Below are 25,075 nucleotides of genomic sequence, written 5' to 3'. Positions count from 1 at the left end.
GTCTCCCTCATGGGAGATTTAGAGGGTGGTTTTTACTGTGTCATACGAATGTTATTGGTACATATCGGACAGCTCAATATGTTATAATCTCTGTGCCCATGTAGTGGTGCAGAGCCTTCGGTATGACAACGCTTCCGTCTTTTTGTTGATAATTTTCCAGTATAGCACACAAAGTGCGTCCTATGGCAAGCCCGGAGCCGTTTAACGTGTGTACTAACTCAGTACCCTTTTTGTCGGGTCTTTTAAATCTGACGGCGGCCCGTCTGCTTTGAAAATCCTCAAAGTTGGAGCACGATGAAATCTCCCTGTAGCGGTTTTGCCCGGGAAGCCACACCTCAAGATCATATGTCTTTGCCGAGGAAAACCCCATATCTCCGGTACATAGCAGCACCCTCCGGTAGGGAAGCCCGAGAGCTTCCAGAATACTTTCGGCATCAGCGGTAAGTACCTCGTGATAATGATAGGAGTCCTCCGGTTTGGTAAACATGACTAGCTCGACTTTGTTAAACTGATGCTGACGAATGAGCCCGCGCGTGTCTTTGCCATGAGAACCGGCCTCCGCCCTGAAGCACGGCGTATAGGCCGTATAGCGAATCGGCAGCTCCTCATCTCTGAGTATCTCATCCCTGTGAATGTTTGTAACCGGCACCTCGGCTGTGGGTATCAGGTAGAATTCAGGTTCGGCAGTTCGAAACAACTCCTCTGCAAATTTTGGTAGTTGTCCGGTTGCCGTCATGCTTTCCCGGTTTACTAAAATAGGCGGGAATATTTCCGTGTAGCCTCTTTTGACGTTATGGTTTAACATGAAATTCATAAGAGATCTCTCAAGTTTCGCCCCCATGCCTTTCATTAGTGCAAACCTGGCGCCTGCTATCTTTGCCGCCCGCTCAAAGTCTATTATATCCAGCGCTTTGCCTATGTCCCAGTGGTTAAGGGGTTTAAAGTCAAATGTTGAAGGCTCTCCCCACTTCTTGATTTCAATGTTTTCAGTCTCATCCTTCCCCACTGGAACACTCTCATGTGGGATATTTGGTATAAGGAGCATAGTACCGGAAATTGTGTTTTCAATCCCGCCAATCTCCTCATCCAGAGTCTTTATACGCTCTGAGACTTCTTTCATTTCACTAACAAGGGCGTCTGCATTTTGTTTTTGCTTTTTTAGTTTGCCTATTTCATCGGATACCACATTTCTCCGGTTTCGTAGTTCCTCAACTTCCAGCTGAAGTGTTTTTCGGCGCTGCTCCAGAGCAAGCAGCTCACTGAGGTCTATATCGGAATTGCGCTTTTTCAGCGATCGAATAACCTTTTCGGGATTTTCCCTTATGTGCCTTATATCAAGCATACAGTTATGAAACTCCTTAGTGTTTTTTTTAAGTTACAGCAGGCAGCTCTATTATAAAGTTTGCGCCGGCGGCAACATTTTCAACATACATCTTACCATCCATACCACGCTCTATTATGACCTTAGACATGTATAGCCCAATGCCTGTACCCTCTTTCTTAGTTGTAAAGTAAGAGTCAAATACGCTGTCTTTTATCTCAGGAGGGATGCCTCCGGCGTTATCCTGTATCGAAATAACCGCCTTTGTCTCTTTCTTTACTATTGTGATTAGTATTTTCCTTTTAGTTGTGATACATATCTTGTCGAAAGCGTCCAGTGAATTTTGAAGAAGATTTAAAATTACCTGTTTGAATTCATTAGAGTAACCAAAAACCATAATATTGTCATCTCCTTCAACAACAATCTCAACGTTTTCCATAACAAACTTCTTATCCATGAGCTTAAGGATACTATCAATTGCACCCTTTACGCTAAAGTCAGCCTTCAGTTTATCAGGTTTAAGGAAATTTTTGAAATCCTCAACCGTATCAATCATAAAAGTTATTTGGTTTGTGCCCTCTGAGATTACTTTATCTACATACTCTTTGTCTATTTCGTTGTTATTGAAAGCAAAATCCAAATCCTGAATCAAGAGAAAAAGATTATTAAGCGGTTGTTTCCACTGGTGGGCTATAGCATTGAGCATCTCGCCCATATCGGCAAGCCTTGAGCGATGAACCAGTAACTGCTCACTCTCCAGTCGTTTTTCCGTCTCCAGCTTTACCCTCTCCTCAAGATGCCTGTTTAGCTCCTCAAGCTCAGAGGATTTCTCCCTGAGTGTCTTACAGGTTGTGACAAGTTCCTTTGTCCTTTCCTCGACCATGAACTCAAGAGTCTGATTATAGTCTCTGAGCCGGTTTATAGAACGCAACATGCGCATTCTTTCAGCTCGTATTGTTACTGATGAGATAAGATGCTCTGTTTGTATGTTCTTTGTGATAAAATCGTCAGCCCCTGTACTCATTGCCCACAGTTGTGCATCCACATTAGTTTCACCGGATAAAAACACAATAGGGATACTCATGTAGTCCTCAATTTGCCTGATTACTACGGCAAGCTCCAAACCGGTACATCCCGGCATGTACATATCCATAAGGATAAGGTCAGGGTTAAAGGCGGCAAGTTCCTTAAGTACATCAAAGGAATTAGTGACTGCCGTGGTTTCCATCCCGGCATATTTAAGAATAGAAGCGTAGTATTTGGCTACATCCTCCTCATCATCCACTATAAGTATCCGGTATGGTTCAATACTGGTAACTGAGGCCATTTCTCTAAGACGGTCTGTAAGTGACTTGAAGTTAACAGGGCGCTTGTAAAGGGCAAGGCCGCCTAAGCGAGCTACCTGAAGACGTGAATTGATTTCATCAGTATCTGAGATGAAAATCACAGGCACTTCAGGAAAAATTTCTTCTCTTATAACATTCAGATATTCGTATCCCTGCATTTCAGAGTAGGGAAACGCCGTATCTATTATGATTGAAAGAGGTAGATATTCATTTAAAGTGATCTCTGTAACTTTGTTAAACATCTCCACGGTAAACCCTGCCATATCAAGCATTGATGACAGATTATCAGTATTTTTTTCAGTTATCAAAAAAATTAAATTTTTATTTACCGGCTTTTTTGACAATAAAGACGACGCTACAACCGGCTTTGGTAATATTTCATAAGCAGTGGCTGCAATACTACTGTGTGGTTGCGGGTACTGAGAGGCTGCTACTGCTGTGTCACCGGCTTCAAGGATACCCTTAAGTCCCCTTTCCAGCTCCAGTTTAACTTGTGGCTGAGGCTCATAGTCTTTTTCAATTAAAGTCTTAAGCAGAGATTCTAAATAGGTTGATTTATTTTTAAGTTCCTTAAAATCCAAAATAGAGAAGACTCCGGTTAAGCTGTGAAGCAATCTGTGCATTTCCCTGACCGCCTCCTTTTCCCACCTTATGCTTAAGCCTCTTTCCCACGATTTTTTTATTGTTTCGATTTTCTCAGGCAGTTTAGAAATAAACGCTTCTCTGAAACTCTCTACTTTATCTTTCATCCTATATATCCATAGGTTAGTACTATTCTATATTGATGTTTATTATGCTGATAAAGGACTGCATTGCCTCCTGCAAGCGGCAACCCAACCATGTTTCCATTTTCAGTAGTTACACTCATAATTGCTAAATATACTCATTAAGAGCACTTACAATCTGAGAGTCAAGATTGCTGTCTTTTAAAAGACATGCTATAATTCCTAATTCCTGTCGTTTATCCTCACTTAAATCCACAGGAGTACCGCTTAGAAGAATAAACGGCAAGTTCATATCCCTATTTTTTATTTCCTGAGCAAATTCAAGGCCGGTCATTATGGGCATATTCATATCCGAAACAACGATATCGAAAAAATTACCTTTATCTATAATGTCTAACGCATATTTAGCACTTTCCGCCGTAACAATCTCAAAGTCACCTTCCGACAAAAAATAAGCCACCATCTCTCTCACCAACTCCTCGTCATCTACCAACAATACCCGCTTGCCGGCCATCCCGCTCTCCTGTTGCCAAACTTTTTGATAAGCTACTTTATATGACATAACATTGTAACAAAAATCCTATATTTTTATCCATTGCAACAAAAAAACATTAGTGGGTCAGTTTAAAAAAATAATTTAATGCCTCTATAGTGGACCCCTTTGTCAAGACCACTTTTTAGTGGAATTAAGGTATAGCCCTGCAATTTAATATTGTTTATTTTGATGCTTTACAGTATTTGTATTATTTGTTATATAATATAGGAAAATTTGAACTCTGATAAAATTTAATATGGAAAATTTAAACAATATACATCTTTATTCAAAGATACAAAAGCCTGTAGCAAAAAATGCACTTATGCGTAAAAGGTTATTAGACAGGATAAATGCTGCTGATGAATCAAAAATCATCTGGATTACAGCGACGGCAGGGTCAGGAAAGACAACGCTGATATCATCTTATATTGAATACTATAAAATACCGCACATTTGGTATAATTTCGATATAAGGGATGAGACCCCTGAGACTTTTTTTTCTTATCTGGTTTCAGCCGTTTTTAATTTTACTAACGGCGTAATAAAACTACCTTATTTAACCACTGATTATACAGACCATATCAAATTTACCTTAAATTTTTTTGAATCTTTGTATGGAACTTTTAACGAAAATTCAGTATTAGTATTCGATGATTTTCAAAAAGTAAAAAATAAGAATATTCATGTTTTATTAAACGAGGGCTTCTCCATAATACCAAATGGTATAAAAATAATAGTAGGCAGCAGAACAAAAATTCCTGAAGAATATGTAAGGTTACATGCTAATGGGTCAATAAAAGAAATTGAGTGGGAAGAAATTGCGTTTAATATGAGCGAAACAACTGAATTAATTAAAAAATCCGTCTCAAAATTACCTGAAAATATAGACATAAAATCTGTCTGTAATTTTACAAATGGCTGGGCGGTCTGTCTTGTGTTTTTGTCAAAGAATTTTAAACAATATAAAGCATTTGAAAATACACTGTATAATTATACAAAAGAAGATATATTCAATTATCTGTCAAAAGAAGTATTTGAAGAAAGTGACTCTGATATAAAGTATCTCCTATTAAAAACAGTCTTTTTCCCGGAAATAAAGTTAGAGATGGTAAAGGAGATTACAGGGCGGAAAGATTTGACAGAACTATTTAAAACACTGATTAGAAAATATTTTTTTGTAATAAAACATATAGAAAATGAAGCTATTTATCAGTATCATGATCTGTTTATAGATTTTTTAAAAAAAGAAGCAGTAACTTTACCATTGGATGAATATAAGGATATAAGATTTAAGTCGGCCTTAACACTACAAAAATATGGTTATGAAGACCTTGCCGCCGAGTTATTTATTGAAGGAAATCACTGGAACGAACTTTCACAGCTAATTATAAATAAAGCCCCTCAGTTTATTTTACAAGGCAGGGGAAAAGTTGTCCTTCAATGGCTTGATAGTCTGGATGAAAACTTCATAAACTCAAACCCCCGGCTGCTTTTTTGGAAAGGGATTTGTTTTGTAAATATTAATCCGGTAGATGCCCGCAATTTTTTTGAACACGCATATAAAATGTTCAAAATCCAAAATGACATGGAAGGAACATTCTTAACCTGGACTAAAATAATTGAGACATTTGCCTATGACTGGAATGACTTCTCACCTTTGGGATACTGGATAGAAGAGTTTGACCAAATAACAGAATCGAAACAAGGCTATCCTTCCGTAGAAATTGAAGAGCGAGTGGTTGCGTGTTTGTTTTTTGCTTTATTGTTCTATCAACCAGGAAACTCAAGGATGCCTTATTTAGCTCAAAGAGTCAATGATATAATCTATTCTTCTAATAGTACCGAGATAAAAATTCTTTTGGGATATAATTATGTGTATTATCTATTATGGAATTGCAAAACAAACAAAGCATCGGAAATAATAAATTTTTTAAAGCCGTTGTATATGAATCCATCTACAAATCCATTGCTCCAAATAATGTGTTTGGATATGGAGTCTGTCTTTTACATTTACAGGTGTAATCCGAACAAAATAATTGAATGTGCAAATGAAGCTTTAAAAATATCTGAAAAAACTGGAATACATACATGGTACTTAACTACCTATGGAGAAATGGTTTTTGGAATGCTGTTTTTAAACAATACTACAAAAGCTCAAGAGTATTTAACTAAAATGAGAATCGTTTCCGGCAATTATCAGGCATATGGAAAAATATTTTTAAATTATTTCAGTGCTATCGTTGCCTGTACGAAAAAGCACTTGGAATCTGCTTTAGAATATGCGCAGCTTTGTATCAGATACACAGAACAGGCAAACAGTCCAATGCTGAGTATTCATAACACATATCCTTTGATTGTTATCTATATAGAGTATGGATTTTATGATAAGGCAAGAGCAGAAATGGAAAAAATAGCCGTTATAGGCAGGGCGGCAGGAACGAACATTGGTGATTATATATGCTCTCTAATGGAAGCTTTCATAGCGTTAAAAAACAATGACGATCAGAATTTTAGTATATTTTTTTCAAAAGCGATTGCGTTGATAAAAGATGACGGCATAATGTTTATTCTTCATAATTACGATGTAAATTTTGCGATATGTAAAAAGGCTTTGCAGTTGGGAATAGAACCTGAATATGTAAGACTTATAGCCCGGGAATTTGATTTTTCTGCAGATGAATCCTGTATAGAGATTGAAAATTGGCCATGGTTTTTAAAAATATATACCTTAGGGGAATTCCGGATAGAAATAAATAACAAACCGATAAAATTTACAGGTAAACCTCAGCATAAACCGCTGGATATGTTAAAAGCGCTGATAGCTTTCGGCTGTAAATATGTAAGTAACGAAACGATAGAGGATACGCTTTGGCATGATGCCGACGGTGATACTGCTCACATTTCTTTTAGAACAACCCTCCACCGGTTACGTAATTTATTTAGCATTGAAAAAGACATTTTTGATTATCAGGATGGAAAACTGTCTTTAGATTTAAGTAGATGTTGGGTGGATGTGGCTGCTTTAAATTATATTAACGATAAAACCAGAGATGTTATGAGAAACAAGGATAGCAAAAATATAGATGAGGTCTTTAACTTATTTTGTAAAATGAAGAAAATATATCAGGGAGATTTTTTAATTTCTGAAAAACCAGCGCTGTGGATTGTTCCTTTCAGAAAAGAAATTAAAGAAATGTTTGTACGCTTTTGTATGAATACCGGCATATATTTCAAATATTTCAAGAGATTTGATTTAGCTGTTCAGTGTTTCAGAGAGGTTATCGAAAAGGATATTTTTTATGTCGAATCCTATAAACATTTGATAACTTGTTACAGAGAGATTGGTGACCTTACCAAAGCTTTAATCGTGGAGTCTCAATTAAAAGAAATATTACGCAGAAATGCTCAGACATAATCATACAGTTAACACTTTATAGATCAAAACCTTTCCTTAAACCATTTTATAAAACTGTTTTCATCCTTGTATAGTAATGTGCAGAATTCCGTTCATTATTTCTGAAAACTAAGATTGCCACGTCGCTATCGCTCCTCGCAATGACGGATAAAATAATACTGCAAAAACAAGCACATAACGTCATTGCGAGGGATGAAATCCCGTGGCAATCACATCTTCTTACAAAATCAATATGAACATACTTTTGAATTTCACTATAATTATGAAAAACCCCGACATATTAAATAAGTTGCCTTTGTAGCTAACTGCATAGGCATTTTAAATAATATGTAACACATATGTAACAGTCAAATGTATAGAATCATAAAAGCGCATTTATATGGTATTTATATCTCATTCTTTGAAGGAACTGTTTATTTTATGGTTACACATATATCGGATAGCAAGTCTGAAGTTACTTAAGGAGGCTGAGTAAATAATTGATTAATAACTATAGAGATAGCTAAAGGGTTTTTTGATAGTGATGTATTCACTAAAGGATATTTCCATTTTGCTGTTGACACTTGTTTTGTTTTTTTTTGTGCTACGCAATCTCATGGAGGCTTGCTACCTAGCACAGATAACAATACGGAAGGAGTATGCAATATGGATGACAAGGCACTATCGGCAGGCAGCGGCAGCACTGATGCCGGCAGTGAGTTATCGGGAGGGGTTATGCTTCCGGGGTTTGTATATGGAGAACCTTTTGACATAAGAAAATTGTACTTGTTTTTTAACTCATGGCAATACAGGAAAACAACTTATGAGATTTTATTTTATAAAAAGGAAGATTTGGCGGATATGATTTACAACATTGCTGTTTTTCACAAAGACCTTGATAAATCGGTTTCGATTGAAAGATTTAGAAACGGAGCGCAGGGGTTTCATTATTCAACTATGCAAATAGTGGTGTGGTTAAACTCATCTTGCAAAAAACATACAGTATTTGGTGATAAAGAGATTTATTTTGTAAAACGGCTGATAAAAGACGGCGTCTTAAAAATAAAAACTCCCGGGAATTTTGAACAGGGCAATTCGATTAACCATATTTTGGGAGCTGCCGAGGGTAAAAAACGTAATATGACACTAAACCTTACCCATGAAATAATTCACGTTATATGGGACCAAAACCAAGAGTTTAAAAACCGTTATTTAAAAAAGTGGAACAATTTTTCAGAAGAGGAAAAAACAAAAATCATTGAATCTTTTAAAGGATACGACAAATCAAATGTTGATCAAATAATTGAGGAATGGGCGGTGAAACAAAATGAACACAAAGTAATTGGTGTGATTATGAACGAACAGTAGTGTTATTTAACGGTATTTGGGAGGTTTTTGCAAATAAACGATATGATTAAGGAGGTAGTCTATGAAATATTTGTACCTAACACTTATTTTATGTTTGTTAACAATATTTCACCCTTTAATAACACACGGGGCCAGCCGTGACCTTGTCTTTGAAGAGAGTGAACCGCCACCTGCGCAAACAACACAAAAAAAGGGTGGCAGTGGACGCAAGAATAACGTAAACTTAGCGATTAAAACCATCATTGAGCTTGAACGTAACGGTAAGAAAACCCGGGTACCATATACTTATGATTTTAAAGCTGGTGATAAAGTAAGGTTTATTTACAGCGTAAATATCGATGGTTATGCCTGTTGGCTAATTCAGGGCTCCTCCGGCAGACCAAACATATTGTTTCCAACTGAAAAAACAGGCATGGATAGTAGAATCAAAAGAAATCAGGAATATACAATTCCTGTAAACGGATCTTTTAAATTTGATGACAACCAGGGTGTGGAAAGTATTTTTTTTCATCTTTATAAAGAAAAACCTACAGAAGTTTGTGGTGGTGCACCCACAGCTGCTGATTCAAGCGCAAACCAGCGTACATCGAGAGACCTCGTCTTTGAAGAGGACACCAACAGCAACACAGGGGTTTCCACCAGTTCTCAGACGGCACCGGATTATAGCCAACCCTTGGTGGTTAACTACAACTTAAAACATAAATAAAGGAGGAGGAAGTGAAAAGTTTTTACAGAAGACACAAAAAAGCAGTTATTTGGATAGGTTTGCTACTTTTACTGGCAGGTTTAATTGCGGCAGGCAAGGAGCTTTCAGGTCAGGCAAATGCAAGAGCACAAGATGCCGGAAGTAATTCTTACGAGCTTGAGAAAACCTCATATGAAACAATTAAAAAACCGAAGACGGCTCCTAATTGTGACTGGAAATTAGAGAGGGACCTGGACAAAAAAATAAGAGGCAATGATAAACAGTATGGCACTCTTATTACAACCGCTAAAAGTGACGTCTCCAAATCCGGCAAAGTCAGCAGCGGCACCTCGCAAAAAGTGCTTGACCTTGCAGCAGAGTATAAATCTCTGACGGATAAATATAGCGATATGTGGGGCTCTTGTAATTGTGTAACAAGATCAAAACAGGCAAAAGCATTAGGAAAGAGCAGAGAAAAAAATGCTGCCGTGCTTGTAAGTGAAATTGACCAGGCTAAACTTGAGGAGATGAATGCAGCTCAGGATGAGTTAAAAACAGCAAGAAAAGAGTACGCAGACGAGGCTAAGGCAAATGACGAACTCTCAAAAGAAGATAAAGCGGCAATAAAAAAGACGGTAGTTCCAAAAGCAAATGATTTGGTAAAGTCTTTAAGCAGCTTCGTGCAGAGCGTAACAAAATTATTGTCTGAGATACAGCAAACCGTTCAAGATGCCAAAAGCGGCGGCCCGCTTGGGCTTGTGAAGGCTGCAACATCAGCGCCAAAATTACTAACAGATGTTCAGGCGCTTTTGACAATTGCACAAGGAATGCTTGCCAATGCAGAGGCGCTCACTGTGGATGCCAACAATTTGTCTGAGTAAATAAAACTTATAATTGGGGATGCAGCGCATCCCCAGTTATAGATTAGCAGGGAGGGGATTATGAGGGCTTGGCAGTTATTTTTATCGGGTTTACTTGTTTTGATTTTATCAGCATCTTTTGCAAACAGTGAAACACTACAGGATGTTGTCAACAACGCCAACAACTATTACAGCGCAGGGGACTACGTTAAAGCCATTTCGGAATTTAAGAAGGCGGTAGATATGCTTAAAAGAGGCAACAATATGGCGGAGGCACAAAGAAATCAATCCAACATCGGCTTTATTTATTTAAAAATCGAGGATTATGAAAATTCCCTCAGAGAACTTGAAACCGCTCTGAGTCTTCACCCAAACCCACAGCCACAGTTGAAAGTTAAAATAATCAGGGCCATTGCTACATCTCATTATAAAGCAGGTAATTATGCTCTAAGGATAAAATCTCTGGAAGAGCTTTTAAGCGCTATGCCTGAGCTTGACGCATCAACAAAGGCAGATGTATTGTCGGAACTTGCCGATGCTTACAGAAGAAGCGAAATATATACCAAAGCGATTAAGAGATATCAGGATGCTCTGCCGCTTACCACAAATGACAACCAAAAGCAATCTCTTATATTAACGGCGGCAGGGCTTTCCAATGCCAAAGTTGGAAATTTCAAAGAGGCAAAAGACCAAATTGAAAAATCACTAACCATATCAAAAAAACTCAACAAACCGCAGTCGTTAGCGGAAAACTACAGTAACTTAGGTATTATTTACTGGGATGAGGGGCAATATAAAAAGGCCCTTGAGTTAATTTCAAAAGCAATAGAGATTGAGCTGAAAAACAACCTTAAAAACAGCTTAAGCGCAGATTATAACAACGAGGGATTAGTCTATAAAAGTGCCGGCAACTACAGCAAAGCTCTAAATTCGTTTCAGGAGTCAATTAAGATAGCGCAGCAGATAAAGGACCTGGAGTCGGAGGCAATAGCATGGAGCAATTTTGCTTTAGTTAAACGTATAGACGGAAAGTACGCTGAGGCACGTGAGGGTTATCAAAAGGCTTTGGCAATATACCAACAGGTTAAATTTACCGAGGGTGAGGCTGGTTGTTACCTGGGGTTAGGCAGGCTTGAGGAGTCGGAGAATCTGAACTATCAGAAAGCCTATGAGTATTACCAGAAAGCACTTACCATTTATCGCAAACTTGGTAATACCGTCTATATGGCGGAGGCGCTTAACATGATAGGTACGGTTTTAAGAAGAGGCATAGATCCGGGGCGTACAAGCCGTGATTTGATTTTTGAAGAACAACAACCTACATATATAAAGGTTTCCACCGCAGAGGCGACAGATGCCGCCCTGAAGGCTTACAATGAGGCGCTTTCTCTGGTCAGACCTATCGGCGCCAACGAGTTTATCTGGTCGGCTCTGTGCGGCATCGGCTATGTATTAAACATGCAGGGAAAGAAGGAAGAAGCATTTAAGAATTATGAAGAAGCCATAGCCATTGTTATGAAAATTCAGGGCGGCGATTCAACATTGCTTGGCAGTTATATGAAAGACAAGGCAGATCTTTTTAACGAGGCCATAGAAATTGCCGCAGCGCTATACGAAAAAACAAAAAAACAGGAATATCTTCAGCGTCAACTGGAGTATGCTGAAATATATAAAAATGAAGTCATGAAAAATGCCATGAACTCCGCTAATATTCACTACGAGGATCCAAATAAAAGCAAATTGCATGAGGATATGAATAAAACTATCGCTCAGCGGGATAAACTCGACAACCGCCAAAGACAGCTTGATGACGCTAAAAAACAGGAAACTAAATCACCTCAGGAAAAAGCTGAAAAAGATCAAAATATTGAAAATGAGAAAAAACAGGTAGCTCAGCAGAAGCAAGCTGCAGATGTTAAATTCACACAACAGTTAAACGAATGGAAAAGTAAGTACAAAGACGACGCCGTGCTGTTTGATACCGCCGCCAAACTTGACTTAAATGAAATACAGGCCGCCTTAGACCCCGATGAGGCTCTGATTGAGTACTTTCCACTAAACGACTCTCTCAATATTGTCTGTGTCACTAAAGAGAAAATTTCTTCTGTATCTTCTAAAATCGGCACTAAAGAACTTACTGATAAGATACAGACTGAGATCACAAAAAAGATATACTTATTCAGTGGCAAGAAATATATAGTTAACATTAAAGATTACAATGAATTTAACAAGACATTAAGTTTTTTGTACGATATTTTAGTAAAGCCTGTTGAGCTGGATATTGCCTCAAAGAAAAAGTTAATAATAGTGCCAAACAAAATCCTTTCTTATGTTCCATTTTCTGCTCTTGTTTCAGGTTTTGATAAAAACGGAGAACCAGTATCTCTAATTAAAAATAAAAGTGTTTCATATATCAGATTGTCTTTTCTAAGTAAGGCAAAAGAATCTAGAAAAAGCGCTCCAATACTTGCATCTTTTCTTAAGATTCTTGCCATTGGTAATCCACATAATACTGAACTGGATTTAATGCTTGCTAGTCTCGGAGGTGCTGAAAAGGAGGTGGATTTCCTAGTGAAAAATGGGAAAGAACTACATCTTAACCCAACAACATTTCTTAAGGATGATGCAACAAAACAAGCATGGATACAATCTGTCTCAAAAGAAAGATATGATATTTTTTATTTTGCAACTCATGGTGTTCCATATGCAAAAGTTGTATCTCTTAATTATATTTATGAAAAAAATAAAGATCCTATGTTTAAGAATTTATATACATTTTTTAATAAAGAACTTACATCCAAAAGTCCTTTAAACGGCTTTTTGCTTATGAGTTATGACGCAAAGAAAAAAGCCGGCGGTAATGGTTTATTAACCCTTCAGGAAATATTAGCGCTGCCGGAGTCAGTTTTTTCAAATGCAAAAATTGCTGTTCTGTCGGCTTGTCATACTGCAGTAACTGTACCGCCAGGTACTAATGAGGAAATGATCCAGAGTTTTATGAATTCTAAAGAGGTTGGCAGGGAGTTGGAGAAGGCCGGTTGGAGCCCCGGAGTTGATCAGATAAGCCTTGTTGATACGTTTATGAGGAGAAATTTCAAATACACTTTAGGAACATTTTGGGCTGCTGAAGATAAACCTACTCAGTACATAATGAACGAATTTTTCCAGAATCTCACCAAGGAGACGCCTGCCGAGGCTTACAGGCTGGCACAATTAAAGTACCTTGAGGATACTAAGACACCTAAATTAGAGAAACATCCGTACTATTGGGCGGTTGGCGCGGTATTTGGCAGATAACAGAGAAATAACAGAACAGGAAGATAAGAAACATGAAAGAAATTAAATGGACACAGGAAAGCGGTAAAACCCAACGGGTAATAGTTGAGCTGGTTCAGGAAGACGGCCAACCCTTAATGTTTGCCTTAGATAACGAGCTGGTTACAAAAATAGCAATCAATAATTTTCATGATTTAACAGTCCATATCAAAACCGGCGATAAGGAAACCACATATCTCGGCAGGTTTAAAGGACTAAAGCCTGTTCTTTCCAAAGGGGGCGCTGGTGCTGCTAAAGTTCCAATGGCAGGTAAGTACTCAATAGAGAGACCGGACGGCAAATGGTTAACTTCTGAGGGATGGCAGTTTCAGAAAATGTGGTATGATATGGCAGCCCCCGTGGTAAGCCCTGTTGAAGAGCCCTCTAAGCCACAATCACCGCCACAGCCTGAGCCGCCCAAAGAACAAGCGACTGAGGTAAAACCACCGGTTGAGCAAACTCAACAAGTTGGGCACGGGATGCCTATTCCTCCGGTTGACCGGAGTAAGCCTTCCAGCACAAAGATAATAATTATTGCAGCAGTGGTTTTGGCGACACTTGCCATATCCGTTGCGGTATATTTTTTTAAATTCAGGTCGAATACTCCAGTGCCATCACCAACGCCGACTGTGGCTCCATCTCCAACGCCGGCGGCATCAGCCGCTCCATCGCCCTCACCAACATTAACACCGTCGCCGACTATGACCCCTGTGCCAACGCAAGCTCCATCGCCGGCTCCGTCACCATCGCCGCCTGCTACAACAACAAGCCGGCTAAGCAAGAAAGAGCAAGCTATCCAAGACTTGATAGATAAATATAAGTCGCCTGTGCACAATGGCAGGTAAGGGGAAACTACTATGGAAACAAAAACAAGGATATTGATCTTAAAACTTAAAAATCTGAGACCGGTTTTGTTATACGGCCAACCGGTATATTCATACTATGCTCAGATAAAAGAAGTTCTGTCGGAATACTTAGGCAGCGACCTTGCAGGACTTTTCACTGAGCCGGTTATCTCCAGAGAGGCACTGCGGGGTGACGTTGACGCCATGTGGTTTTCCGATTATATACAAAAAGCGGTACCACTAAGCTCTCTTTCAACAGAGCGGCAGGATGAGGCTAAGCTAGTTTTATATAACCTTACAGAGAATCTAAACAACCTTTCTGATGTTTTAAAGGAAAGTGAAAGAGATGATTTAAAAAAGCTCGGTGATTTATTGCCACATGCAATGGAGATTCCCGGGCTGGATTACGTGTATGTAGGTGAAAATGGCAAAATATGCTTAGTGTGTTGGGGGTTTAAATCCGATGAGCCGCAAAGGAGGGATTTCAAGCTGTTTAAAACCCTGCAGGAGGCTCATTCAGAGTCAGCGCTAAAACTTGAGAAAACTGTGCAGCAGCAAAGCGCCGAGAAAACCACCGATGATTCCACAGCACATGATAAACCGGCTTTTGAAAAAGAAAGCAATACCGGCTATAAAGAAACTGATTATGCTCCCCAGCCTCAGCCGTCTCTGCTGCCGCCGCCGCCTTTATATCAGGAGTCAAAAATTCGCAAATACCTGCTCTGGGGCGGTTTAGTATTGATGCTGCTTCTGATTTTGTTTCTGATCTGGTGGTTTTTCCTGCGTATGCCGGAAATAAAATTTGGAATGCGTCCGGCTGACCCTTCAAAAGTGGGAATTGACGCAAATGATCCGTTTAAAAGAAAGATTGTAACCAACAGGTTGACAGTCATGTTAAAGGATGGAGTTATGCCGGAGGAATTTTCAAAGAAATTCTTGAAAAAATACCCTGCAAAAAACTTCCGTTTTATAGGAAAGTTGCCTGATTTTAATTTACTTCAGGCGGAGGTGCTGCAAGATGAGAGAGAGGTCTGGAAAAAAAGGCTGGAGGAATCTCCTGATGTAAAAAGCGTTACGTATGATTATGTAACGGGCTTCAAATATCAACCCAATGATCCGGGCTTTAAGGAAGGACAGGAAAAATCATGGGAATTTGCAGATATCAAAGCATATGAGGCCTGGGATATAACCAAAGGCAGCCAGGGTATTGTTATTGCCATCATAGATGCCGGTTTTGATTTGAAACATACGGAATTTCATGACAAAATCACAAATCCCATAGATTTTATCACAGGAAGCAATGAGATACCTGTGATACGAAACGCAAAGAATGAACCGGAAACACACGGTACTCATGTCAGCGGCATTGCAGGTGCCCTGGCCGACAATGGCGCAGGGGTAAGCGGCATTTGCCCAAACTGTAAACTTATGCCCATAAATATTGCTCAGTCTAACGGGCTCATCAGTTCTGTAGCCATCAAGTACGGCATATACCATGCCATAAAGAAAGGTGTAAGTGTCATAAATATTTCTCTTGGCTCTATTGTTGATGATGCTCTTAAGGGCGGCACAGTTGCGCAAAAAATTGAGACAGCAGTTAAAATCTCACAAACATCCTCATATCAGGGCGAGATGGATATAATGAATTATATCTATAAGTATGCCGCAGAAAAGGGAGTTGTCATTGTTACCGCCGCAGGTAACGACAATATGCCAATTAAAGTAGATACTGGAAAGCAGTCGCCGGATGCAATAGTTGTAACTGCATCAGACCAAAGCGATGTAAAAGCCCCTTTCAGTAATTTTGGTGATTTAAACAGTATAAGCGCCCCGGGGGTTAAAATCTACAACAGTGTTTTAGATAACAAGTATGACGCTTTGAGCGGTACCAGCATGGCCTCTCCAATAGTTGCCGGCGCAGTAGCCCTGATAAAGTCTGTTAATAAAAATCTCACAACAGCACAAATCAGAGAGATTCTGATAAAAACCGGTAAACCTTTAAGCAACTCCGCGGACCCTGAATACGTGGGACCTCTGATACAGTTGGACGCTGCACTAAAAGAAGCCCAACAGCCGGCCTCTAATGATAACTGCCGGGTGGAAACAGAAAAGTTGAAAAAGGAAATAGCTGAACTAAGGGAACAGCTTGATAACTGCAGCAGACAGGGTAAGGTCAAAGATGATACACTTATAATCCCAAAAACTCCGACAAACGATTTTAAATTTGCAGAAGGACACTGGCGGGCAAGTAACGACATAATTAGCTCCATTACCAAAGAACCCGTTGCCCTTCGTTATTACTTTTCACATACTGGATCAGGCACTCTGAATTTAACAGAAGAGAATGGCACAAAATGTGCTGCCAACGTTTCTCTTTCTTTTGAAGGGAATAACTTATTAATCAGTCAATCTGAAAATGCACGTTGTGACAGAGGTAACAGGTTCTATGTACCGGTTAATGTTATTTGCCAATCAACAGACAACCAGTCGGCACAATGTGAAGCTAAAAATGCTGGTGATAAACCATTTTCATTCTCACTTTACAGGGAAAACTGATTGAAATCTGTGGAATTTAAATAAGATGGTAACAGATATTGTTTATTCGGCAAAGATAGCGAAGCTTCGCCCATTAATGCGTGCCGGACACGGGGTGTATCATTTCCACGGCCAGTTTAAGGGAATCATAAATCAGTATATCGGCGCTGAAGCCTCCGAGCTTCTTACCGAGCCGGTAGTTTCAAGCGAGGCGCTCAAAGGTGAGATAGATGCCATTTGGATATCAAAAACTATAAAACATGCTGTGCCGTTAACCTCACTTACTGAAGAAGAACAGGATACGGCCAGGAGACAATTAGCACAGCATGTTGAAAAAATTCTTTCCTTGGCGGATATGTTAAAGTCAAGCGAGGATGCCAATCTCAGGCAAATGGGTGAGTTTTTGCCCTTAGCATTAGAAGTGCCGGGCCCGGAGTATATCTATGTTGATAAGAACAATGCCGTATGTCTGGTTTGCTGGGGATTTAAGTTATCGGATACAAAAAAAGGTGAATTTAAACTTATAAAAATACTTGAGGGGGTTAACGCTGCCGCTGATGTGAATAAAGAACCGCTAAGTGAAGAAAAAGAAGCTACCGCCGCCACAGAACCTGAACCTCCCGTGTATGAGGAGAGCGTCCCTCCTGTGTTTACCTCTGAAAATCAACCGCCGAAAAGAAGGAAGATATGGCCTTATGTTGTACTGTTTGCTGCGGTTTTATTAATTCTACTATTAGGTCTGAAACTTCTGAACCATAAACCGATAATGACAAAAACGCCTAAACCTCCGGTTAAAGCATCCGAGCCAACACCCACAGCGGAGGTGTTGTTGTCATTTAAAGTAAAGGTTGTTGATAACGACACAAGAGAAGCCATCCACGGGGCAGTTGTAACTGTTGGCTATAAAAACAAGATAGACAATGTAACCACTAATCAAACAGGTGAAGCTCTGCTTAAGAACATGCCTAAGGGTACGGAAGTTTCCGTTGTAGCGGTAGCAAACGAATATGAGGAGAGGCGGCAATACATCAACTGTTGCAGCGATGTGGAAATGGGCTTAAAACGCCTTGACCGGGGTGGTTCCTATGGGAAAACCGGTATAATTCAGATTCACCTTGAGTGGAAAACTTGCGATGATCTTGACCTTCACGTCATAGACCCATGCGGCCAGGAAATATACTTTAGTCAGAAAAATAGTACATGTCAGGGTGTAACAGGAACTCTTGATCATGACAGCATGCCTAGTAGCAGTAATACATCGTCTTGTACAAATCCACAGGAGAATATCTTCTGGGATTCGGAAAATGTACCTCCAGGAAAGTATCAAGTTTTTGTACAAAAATACAGGCAGGCAAACCCCGGGGAAGGTACTGACTTTACAGTAACAGTAATAAAAGGGAATAAAAGGGAAAATTTCACAGATAATTTGATTAAAGAAAAAGATAACGTAACAATCACGGAATTTGAGGTGCAAAGGTAGAAATAGCACACGTTTTAGTGTGATTTAACAATATAATATAAAACAAAGCAGAGGTAAAAGTGCAAAATATAATAACACTAACAGGCAATTCAGGAATACAGTTTATTGATCTTAAAACAACTCTGGCTGAAAACTCTCCTCACTTAAGAACCACAATGGAATATGCGGAAATCATTGATGGGAATCTTTGCTATCTTGTTTTTCCGGAGATTAATGACAGTGGCAGAGGCTACAAAAATCCTGATACGGGAGAGAGTATCCGGGAAGACCTGGTAGAAACAGTCAAGGCTTCTCAGGCTTTAAAGTGTTTTGAAGGCCGGTGGATTCCCCTTCCATATTACAGAAGCAATATTCAAGGCGGGGACTCCCAGGCAGGGCCTACAAATTGGACAAGAATTTGGTTTTCAACTTCAAGCGGCAAAGAGGGTGAGGTTGGTTATAACTTTGTATTAGCGTTTGATACTAAAGTGATAGATAAAAATACCGGAGACGATTATTTGTGCCCGGAGTTAACCGATATAGAGTCCCGGAGTATCTTTGAAGTGCCTAACGATCAGAAATTGCATTTGGCATTTTTAAATTACCAATGGGTTGATGAGTGGCTGCTGTATTATTTCAATAAAAAGAAAGATAATATAGGTTTTAAAAATAAAACATCCCAGCTGTCACACATGGTGCTGTACCTTGTTTTCTTAAGATTTCTGAAATCGTTGGATATACTTCCTAAAGCCATTATGTACGGAGCCGGTACATTTCTGGAGGTTGACCTTGTCTTGGATTTAGGAAACTCAAGATCATGCGGCATACTCATACAAACCGAGCGTGGCAAGCCGGTATCGTTTACCGACAGCAGGCGGCTTGAAATCAGGGATTTATCTATTCCCGACAGGGTGTATTCCGACCCGTTTGAAATGCATCTTGAGTTTATCCCAGCCGAGTTTGGACTAACCTCTATATCCAAACTATCAAACAGGATGGATGCTTTTGAGTGGCCCTCTATCATAAGGGTAGGCAATGAAGCTCTGCGCCACGCTAATATAAACCCTGGAGCAGGAAAAAACACCGGAATGTCAAGCCCCAAAAGATACCTGTGGGATAAAGAAAAACGAGAAACCCCGTGGAAATTCAATATGCCCACCATAGAGGATGACGATTATATCGGAGGGGGCATAACGGAGGCTTTTAACTCAGACGGTGAGCTGAAAAAGAACAATTACGGCCTGAGCATGGCACAGTACTCAAGAGCCTCTATGATGACTTTTGTCCTGACAGAGCTTTTTCTTCATGCCATATCACAGATAAACAGTTACAATTTTCGCAAACACCTTGGAAATGAAGAGATACCGAGAAAGCTCAAGCGTATTGTTTTAACGGCACCGACAGCCATGATGGATAAAGACAAAAAAAATTTCAGAAACTATGCTAAAGATGCTCTTGAGGTTCTTAAGATTCACCTTGGAAACACTATGATAGACGACGATACAGTTATAATCCCTGACCCCGACGATACCCACACGAGACAGCAGAAAAGAGAATGGGGCTACGATGAAGCAACTTGTGTTCAATTAGTGTTTTTATATGGTGAGATTTGTGAGAAATTCTTAAAAGAATCCAAACTATATTTTGATCTGAGAGGGAGACAGCGTAAGGATTCTTCAATAAAAGATGAAAAGTCAGTAACCATAGCAAGTATAGACATAGGCGGCGGCACTACAGATGTCATGATATGCTCATATCAAATGAACTCAGCTGCACCCTCAACTGTGATAAAACCGGAGCCCTTATTTTGGGAAGGATTTAACTTTGCCGGAGATGAGATTGTCCGTAAGATTATAGAAAAAGTTGTTTTACCTGCAATAAAAAACTATGCAGAACAACAAGGTTGCCCTAAGACTGCGGATGTAATGAATATACTGTTTGGTGAGGACTTTGGGGGGCAGACGATTGATGACAGGTTAAAGCGTAAAGCATTTGCAAACCAGGTGGCAGTACCGATAGCTCATGAAATGATTGAGCATACCTGCAGGCGGAAGAGTTCAGAGACTCGGACTTTCGATTCCTTTTTCATAAATTACCCTATGCCCCATCAAGACGTTATAAAGTACGTAAATAACGCATTTGAAAAAAACGGCAATTTGGGATTCAAACTTGAAAACATAATATGGACACTTAACAGTGATGAAATTAACTTTGTCACCCGCCAAACAGTTCAGGCGATGTTAGGCAGCCTTTGTTCAGTTATTTCTCAGTTTAAATGCGATTTTTTACTCCTTGCAGGCAGGCCGACTGTGCTTCCGGTAATAAAAGAGATTATCCTTGAGTATTTGCCTGTAACCCCCGACAGAGTAATTCAAATGGGAAATTACAGGGTCGGTAAATGGTACCCATTTTCCGACATAAGTGGAGTGATAAACGACCCTAAAACTTGTGTTACAGTTGGTGCTTCAATTGCGCTGATGTCAGGCTCTCTAAACAGACTGGACGGTTTCCGCTTAGACACAGATTCCCTCAAAGAAAAGATCAACTCCACGGCACAGTTTATAGGCACATATGACGTCAATAAGGGTTCGTTAGTTAATCTGCTGTTTAAAGATGACGAGGACACAGAGGCGGAATTGCAGTTTGACTCACAGGTGTTCTTAGGAATGAAACAAATAAACTCCGACAGTTGGATAACAACGCCTGTCTATAAGGTAGATTACACAACTCAGGAAATGGCAAGAAATGTTAGAAACAGATTACCTTTAAAGATAACAATAGGAAGGAGACCAAACGACAGAGAGGATATATATTCGCATCCAAAGAAAATAGAGGATAAAGACGGTAATACCGTAGCCGGTGATTTCATAACGATAAAGCCGCAAACTTTAACCAACGAACACGGCTACTGGCTTGATACCGGTACGTTTGTACTCTCCAGGTTTTAACGGAAGGATACCGGCATGGAAGACAACGATAAAATAATATTGAAAAGAAAAATTAATAGAGATGGTATTGACGTCAAACCCGCTGTTATATTATCTAAGAGCTTAGACTCCGTTGATCCGATAAAAGAAAATACAATTGAAACAGAGGACAACACAGAGACCGGCGATTCCGGCTCACAGGGTACAGATATTTATTTATCAATAGAAAATATTATCAATGCAAATTTAGAAATATTTGGAGAGCAGCCCTTTAAGGGTATTTTAAATAATCCGGTCTTAGACCTTGACGAAGAAAATACCAAAGCCACTGTAAAGCAGTGGATGAGTAAAATGATCAAGACATATTTCACATATGATGACATTGATGCTGCGGAAAAAAATTTAAAAAATAACTATATCCGGCTAAAAGCACAATACAAAAACTCCGTGACACAGCGGCAAAAACTTGAGGAAATGTTAATCACAGAGCAACAAGGGAAAAAAACACTGAACGAAAAATACGATGAACTTGCAGTTTTTAAGTATAAGCTCCAAAAACAGTTGAATTCAATGGTACCGCTGAGGGATTTTGTGCAAATAAGCATGCACGGAAACAAAATCGGAGAGTATTTGCTGCAACTAACGGCTGAGCTGTCGGAGTCAAACAATCCAGCGGCAACAGTATTTATAATCAGGTTATGTAAGTGCATAAGGGAGTTTCAGGACATAATCAGTAAAGGGGCCGGGTCGGAAAAAGAATTAATGGAGAATGTTTATCATTGGAGTATAAGTTTTCTGCATGAAGTCTCAGGGATGTATTTTACAGAGAGAAAAAACATAATGAATGCAATCGGACGTGTGTTATCTTCATATTTTGAAAATTATGATTTTATTTCACCAGAGGACTCTTTACATGTTGACCCCAAAATTCATGATGTCAGAGGGCTGGGCGGCAAAACGGTAAAAGAAGGAAAATCTTTTTTAGTTCTCAGAAAAGACACAAGACAAACAGTTTTATTAGCACAAATAACTACAGAGTAGATTTTATAAAGGAGATTTTTAATATGTCAAAAGACGATAACAGCTTATACAGAGATATTGAAAAACTACAAGGGGCAATATCTAATGCTATTGACTGGGCAGGTAATCATCTTAAAAAAGAAGAAGGACAGTTAGCAACGCTCCATACGTTGAAAAGTTATGGAAGACAGGCAAAGCGTTTAATGAGAGCCTCAAGCACGCGACCATGTATAGCAGTCTTTGGAGCAAGCCAGGCCGGGAAGTCTTATCTGGTTTCAAATCTGGTCAGGCTGCCTGAGAGTGACACACTGGAAATATCCGTCAAAGGTGGAGAAAGAAATCTCAACTTCATCACAGAAATGAATCCATCCGGCGGCAGGGAATCAACCGGTCTTGTAACAAGATTTACAATTGTGGAAAATGCAGAGATGGCGCCTGGGAGATTTTTTTTGAAATTATTAACACAAACAGATATTGTAAAAATAATAGCCAACGGATACTTTAATGATCTTAAGAGAAAGAACATGCTGGACATAGAGCAGATGCAGGAACTGTTTAAAGAACTGAGACAGAAAACAGGGCAGGCTGTGGCAGATTCACTCGATGAGGATGACATCTATGATTTAAAAGAGTATCTGGAGGATGAGTTCCCAAGCGAGGGCATCATAAACGATTTAAAAAGAACAGGGTTTTGGGATGAAATTGCATACATAGTGCCGCGGCTTAAGAGTGAGGAAAGGTACAGAGTGTTTGAGATACTATGGGGTAAAATCCCTGTTTTTACTATAATATATAATAAGCTTGCAAGCGGCCTGAAACAGCTTAATTTTGCCTGCAATGCAACATGTGATGTAAATGCCCTAATCCCCAGGGAGGTAAAAAACAAAGATGGTGTGCAGGTCCCAAACACTATTATAGATGTCCAACTGATAGATGGACTTTTAAAAGACGAACACTTATCTCCGGTAACAATAACAGGAGATAACGGCGTCAATGCGGACTTGTCAAGAAGCACTCTGACGGCATTAGTGGCTGAGATAACACTGGTTTTACCTAAAGCAACGGCTGAACACAGTGATCGTAAGTTTCTTGAAACGGCGGACGTTTTGGATTTTCCCGGCGCCCGCTCAAGACTGAAAATCGAATCAGACACAATCGGCAATGACCCCCGCACTGACCTGCTGGTTTTTTTACGTGGCAAAATAGCCTACTTATTTGACAGTTATAACTTTACATATGGCATAAATGCACTGCTTCTAACAATTCCCGACGGTCCTCCTGAGGTAAAAACCCTGCCTGAGTTAATGGCAAAGTGGATAAAAAACACTCATGGTGAGACACCGGAGAAGCGCACCGGAAAGACGCCTTCTCTTTTTGTGGTTTTTACTAAATTTAATAAGGACTTAGAATATAAACCCGGTGAGAACGATGACACACATGCATCTAAGTTTAACGGACGCCTTTTCTCTAATTTCAGCAATGAAATGGATGCCCCGGTAACAAATAAGTGGACTGTACAGTGGGATGCAAACGGTCCCTTTAAAAATTGCTTCTAGTTAAGAGACCCTGGATTTGAATCAATATATGAAAAGAGAGACAATAAAGAAGTCAGCTTACTTCCAAAGCATATAGAAAGAATGAAAGCTATGGAAAGGGCATATCTGGAAAATGAATATGTAAAAAAACATTTTCACAGCCCTGTGGAAAGTTGGAAAGAGGCAACAGAGCTTTGCAAATCCGGCCTGGAGTACATGATTAAGTATCTACAGCCCAAAGCCGACCCTTCAATCAAATTAAACCAGATAAAATACCAGCTAATATCTTTAAAAACAGAGGTTTTAAGTCTGCTAAATCAACATTACAAAAGCGGCGACATACAGAAGGCATTAGAAGAAGCCGACAAACACAGCAAAATGGTTGTAAAGGCACTAATTGAAAGCATGAAAAGAAAGAACATTTTTGGATACTTGATCCAGCAAATACAGATGGAAGAGGATTTTGCCTGGAAAGTTTGTTATGACACAGAGAACCCCTTGTTTGACAAGGACAGAGCTGTATCTGATTACTCAAATACCGGCAATCATGAGTTGCAGCAGATTTCAGACCAATGGAGTGATGCCTTCGGCGATATATTGGGGGAGGATAATGTTGTTTGCACTACGGAGGGTCCAAAGCCGCAATATTGCCTGCTGGCGGAGACAGTAGTGCAGAGGTGGGAATCTGAAGTTGGAGACACTATGCTTTCAGGCACATTTACAAAAAATACAGGGATTAGCAAGGAAATTTTACAACTCATGTACAATGAACTACTAAGCAGTGCACGCCGGGTTAAATTAACAGATATGATAGCCGAGAGAATCAAACCTGTTGCTGCTTTAAAACACGAAAACACTTATGACATCAAAGCAACCGTCTCAACTCATACTATTAACAGCTTTATAAACACTTTGGGCTGGGACACAGTAGCAGTCAATGATAGACCGTCTATGAAATTTCCAGACGGCACCGAGAAGCCGATCTTTACAGAATATGAAATAACCTCTCCGAAGTTACAGGATATTAAGCTGGACATTGCCTTTCCCGGTAATGCTTTTCTTATGCAATGGATTAAGGGGCTCCAGGCATGTTTTAAGTCCAACGCTGAATTTAAAAACGGCGGCCCACTGCCAAATGAGGAAACAAACAGAAAGCTCGGAGTAATATTAGAGGATATTAACAAGATTTTGCAATGACGGCGTCA

13 protein-coding genes and 1 pseudogene are annotated in these 25,075 nt (G+C 39.6%); 11 read left to right on the top strand and 3 right to left on the bottom strand.

Annotated features, from left to right (window positions below):
• Nucleotides 1–73 precede the first annotated feature (73 nt).
• The 3 genes from serS to H7844_11960 form a co-directional block, all read right to left on the bottom strand.
• Entirely contained in the window at nucleotides 74–1,342 is a 1,269-nt protein-coding gene (serS, locus tag H7844_11970; GenBank protein ID MEO5357999.1) for a serine--tRNA ligase, read from the bottom strand.
• 28 nt (nucleotides 1,343–1,370) lie between these two features.
• Entirely contained in the window at nucleotides 1,371–3,416 is a 2,046-nt protein-coding gene (locus tag H7844_11965; GenBank protein ID MEO5357998.1) for a response regulator, read from the bottom strand.
• Between the two features lie 124 nt (nucleotides 3,417–3,540).
• Nucleotides 3,541–3,954 (bottom strand): response regulator, encoded by a 414-nt coding sequence (locus H7844_11960; protein MEO5357997.1) that lies wholly within the window; start codon nucleotides 3,952–3,954, stop codon nucleotides 3,541–3,543.
• 229 nt (nucleotides 3,955–4,183) lie between these two features.
• On the opposite strand from H7844_11960, the gene H7844_11955 reads away from it, so the two are divergent.
• The 11 genes and pseudogenes from H7844_11955 (at nucleotide 4,184) to H7844_11905 (ending at nucleotide 25,067) form a co-directional block, all read left to right on the top strand.
• A complete protein-coding gene (locus H7844_11955; protein ID MEO5357996.1) occupies nucleotides 4,184–7,342 on the top strand; it encodes a hypothetical protein in 3,159 nt (1,052 codons plus the stop codon).
• A gap of 645 nt (nucleotides 7,343–7,987) precedes the next feature.
• Nucleotides 7,988–8,689 (top strand): hypothetical protein, encoded by a 702-nt coding sequence (locus H7844_11950; protein MEO5357995.1) that lies wholly within the window; start codon nucleotides 7,988–7,990, stop codon nucleotides 8,687–8,689.
• Nucleotides 8,690–8,750: 61 nt separating this feature from the next.
• Nucleotides 8,751–9,395, top strand: a complete 645-nt coding sequence (locus H7844_11945) for a DUF4384 domain-containing protein (protein ID MEO5357994.1) — start codon at nucleotides 8,751–8,753, stop codon at nucleotides 9,393–9,395.
• An 11-nt stretch (nucleotides 9,396–9,406) separates the two neighbouring features.
• A complete protein-coding gene (locus tag H7844_11940; GenBank protein ID MEO5357993.1) occupies nucleotides 9,407–10,255 on the top strand; it encodes a hypothetical protein in 849 nt (282 codons plus the stop codon).
• Nucleotides 10,256–10,315: 60 nt separating this feature from the next.
• Nucleotides 10,316–13,531, top strand: coding sequence for a tetratricopeptide repeat protein (locus tag H7844_11935; protein ID MEO5357992.1), 3,216 nt, complete (start codon nucleotides 10,316–10,318; stop codon nucleotides 13,529–13,531).
• 32 nt (nucleotides 13,532–13,563) lie between these two features.
• On the top strand, nucleotides 13,564–14,394 hold the full coding sequence (locus H7844_11930) for a hypothetical protein (protein ID MEO5357991.1): 831 nt from the start codon (nucleotides 13,564–13,566) through the stop codon (nucleotides 14,392–14,394).
• A gap of 12 nt (nucleotides 14,395–14,406) precedes the next feature.
• Nucleotides 14,407–16,950, top strand: coding sequence for a S8 family serine peptidase (locus tag H7844_11925; protein ID MEO5357990.1), 2,544 nt, complete (start codon nucleotides 14,407–14,409; stop codon nucleotides 16,948–16,950).
• 25 nt (nucleotides 16,951–16,975) lie between these two features.
• Nucleotides 16,976–18,409: a hypothetical protein gene (locus tag H7844_11920; protein MEO5357989.1), complete on the top strand. Its 1,434-nt coding sequence runs from the start codon at nucleotides 16,976–16,978 to the stop codon at nucleotides 18,407–18,409.
• A gap of 59 nt (nucleotides 18,410–18,468) precedes the next feature.
• Nucleotides 18,469–21,336 (top strand): virulence factor SrfB, encoded by a 2,868-nt coding sequence (locus tag H7844_11915; GenBank protein ID MEO5357988.1) that lies wholly within the window; start codon nucleotides 18,469–18,471, stop codon nucleotides 21,334–21,336.
• Nucleotides 21,337–21,351: 15 nt separating this feature from the next.
• On the top strand, nucleotides 21,352–22,356 hold the full coding sequence (locus H7844_11910; GenBank protein MEO5357987.1) for a hypothetical protein: 1,005 nt from the start codon (nucleotides 21,352–21,354) through the stop codon (nucleotides 22,354–22,356).
• Between the two features lie 23 nt (nucleotides 22,357–22,379).
• Nucleotides 22,380–25,067, top strand: a pseudogene (locus tag H7844_11905) (putative virulence factor).
• The last annotated feature ends 8 nt before the right edge of the window (nucleotides 25,068–25,075 follow it).

Source organism: Nitrospirae bacterium YQR-1, assembly GCA_039908095.1.
Classification (GTDB): domain Bacteria; phylum Nitrospirota; class Thermodesulfovibrionia; order Thermodesulfovibrionales; family Magnetobacteriaceae; genus Magnetomonas.
Note: the sequence above shows the minus strand (reverse complement) of the source record. Positions and strands in the feature narration are given on the sequence as shown.

Bases quoted from the DNA above. Each gene is read 5' to 3' on its own strand.
- serS (MEO5357999.1), bottom strand. From the start codon at position 1,342: ATGCTTGATATAAGGCACATAAGGGAAAATCCCGAAAAGGTTATTCGA.
- H7844_11965 (MEO5357998.1), bottom strand. From the start codon at position 3,416: ATGAAAGATAAAGTAGAGAGTTTCAGAGAAGCGTTTATTTCTAAACTG.
- H7844_11960 (MEO5357997.1), bottom strand. From the start codon at position 3,954: ATGTCATATAAAGTAGCTTATCAAAAAGTTTGGCAACAGGAGAGCGGG.
- H7844_11955 (MEO5357996.1), top strand. From the start codon at position 4,184: ATGGAAAATTTAAACAATATACATCTTTATTCAAAGATACAAAAGCCT.
- H7844_11950 (MEO5357995.1), top strand. From the start codon at position 7,988: ATGGATGACAAGGCACTATCGGCAGGCAGCGGCAGCACTGATGCCGGC.
- H7844_11945 (MEO5357994.1), top strand. From the start codon at position 8,751: ATGAAATATTTGTACCTAACACTTATTTTATGTTTGTTAACAATATTT.
- H7844_11935 (MEO5357992.1), top strand. From the start codon at position 10,316: ATGAGGGCTTGGCAGTTATTTTTATCGGGTTTACTTGTTTTGATTTTA.
- H7844_11930 (MEO5357991.1), top strand. From the start codon at position 13,564: ATGAAAGAAATTAAATGGACACAGGAAAGCGGTAAAACCCAACGGGTA.
- H7844_11925 (MEO5357990.1), top strand. From the start codon at position 14,407: ATGGAAACAAAAACAAGGATATTGATCTTAAAACTTAAAAATCTGAGA.
- H7844_11920 (MEO5357989.1), top strand. From the start codon at position 16,976: ATGGTAACAGATATTGTTTATTCGGCAAAGATAGCGAAGCTTCGCCCA.
- H7844_11910 (MEO5357987.1), top strand. From the start codon at position 21,352: ATGGAAGACAACGATAAAATAATATTGAAAAGAAAAATTAATAGAGAT.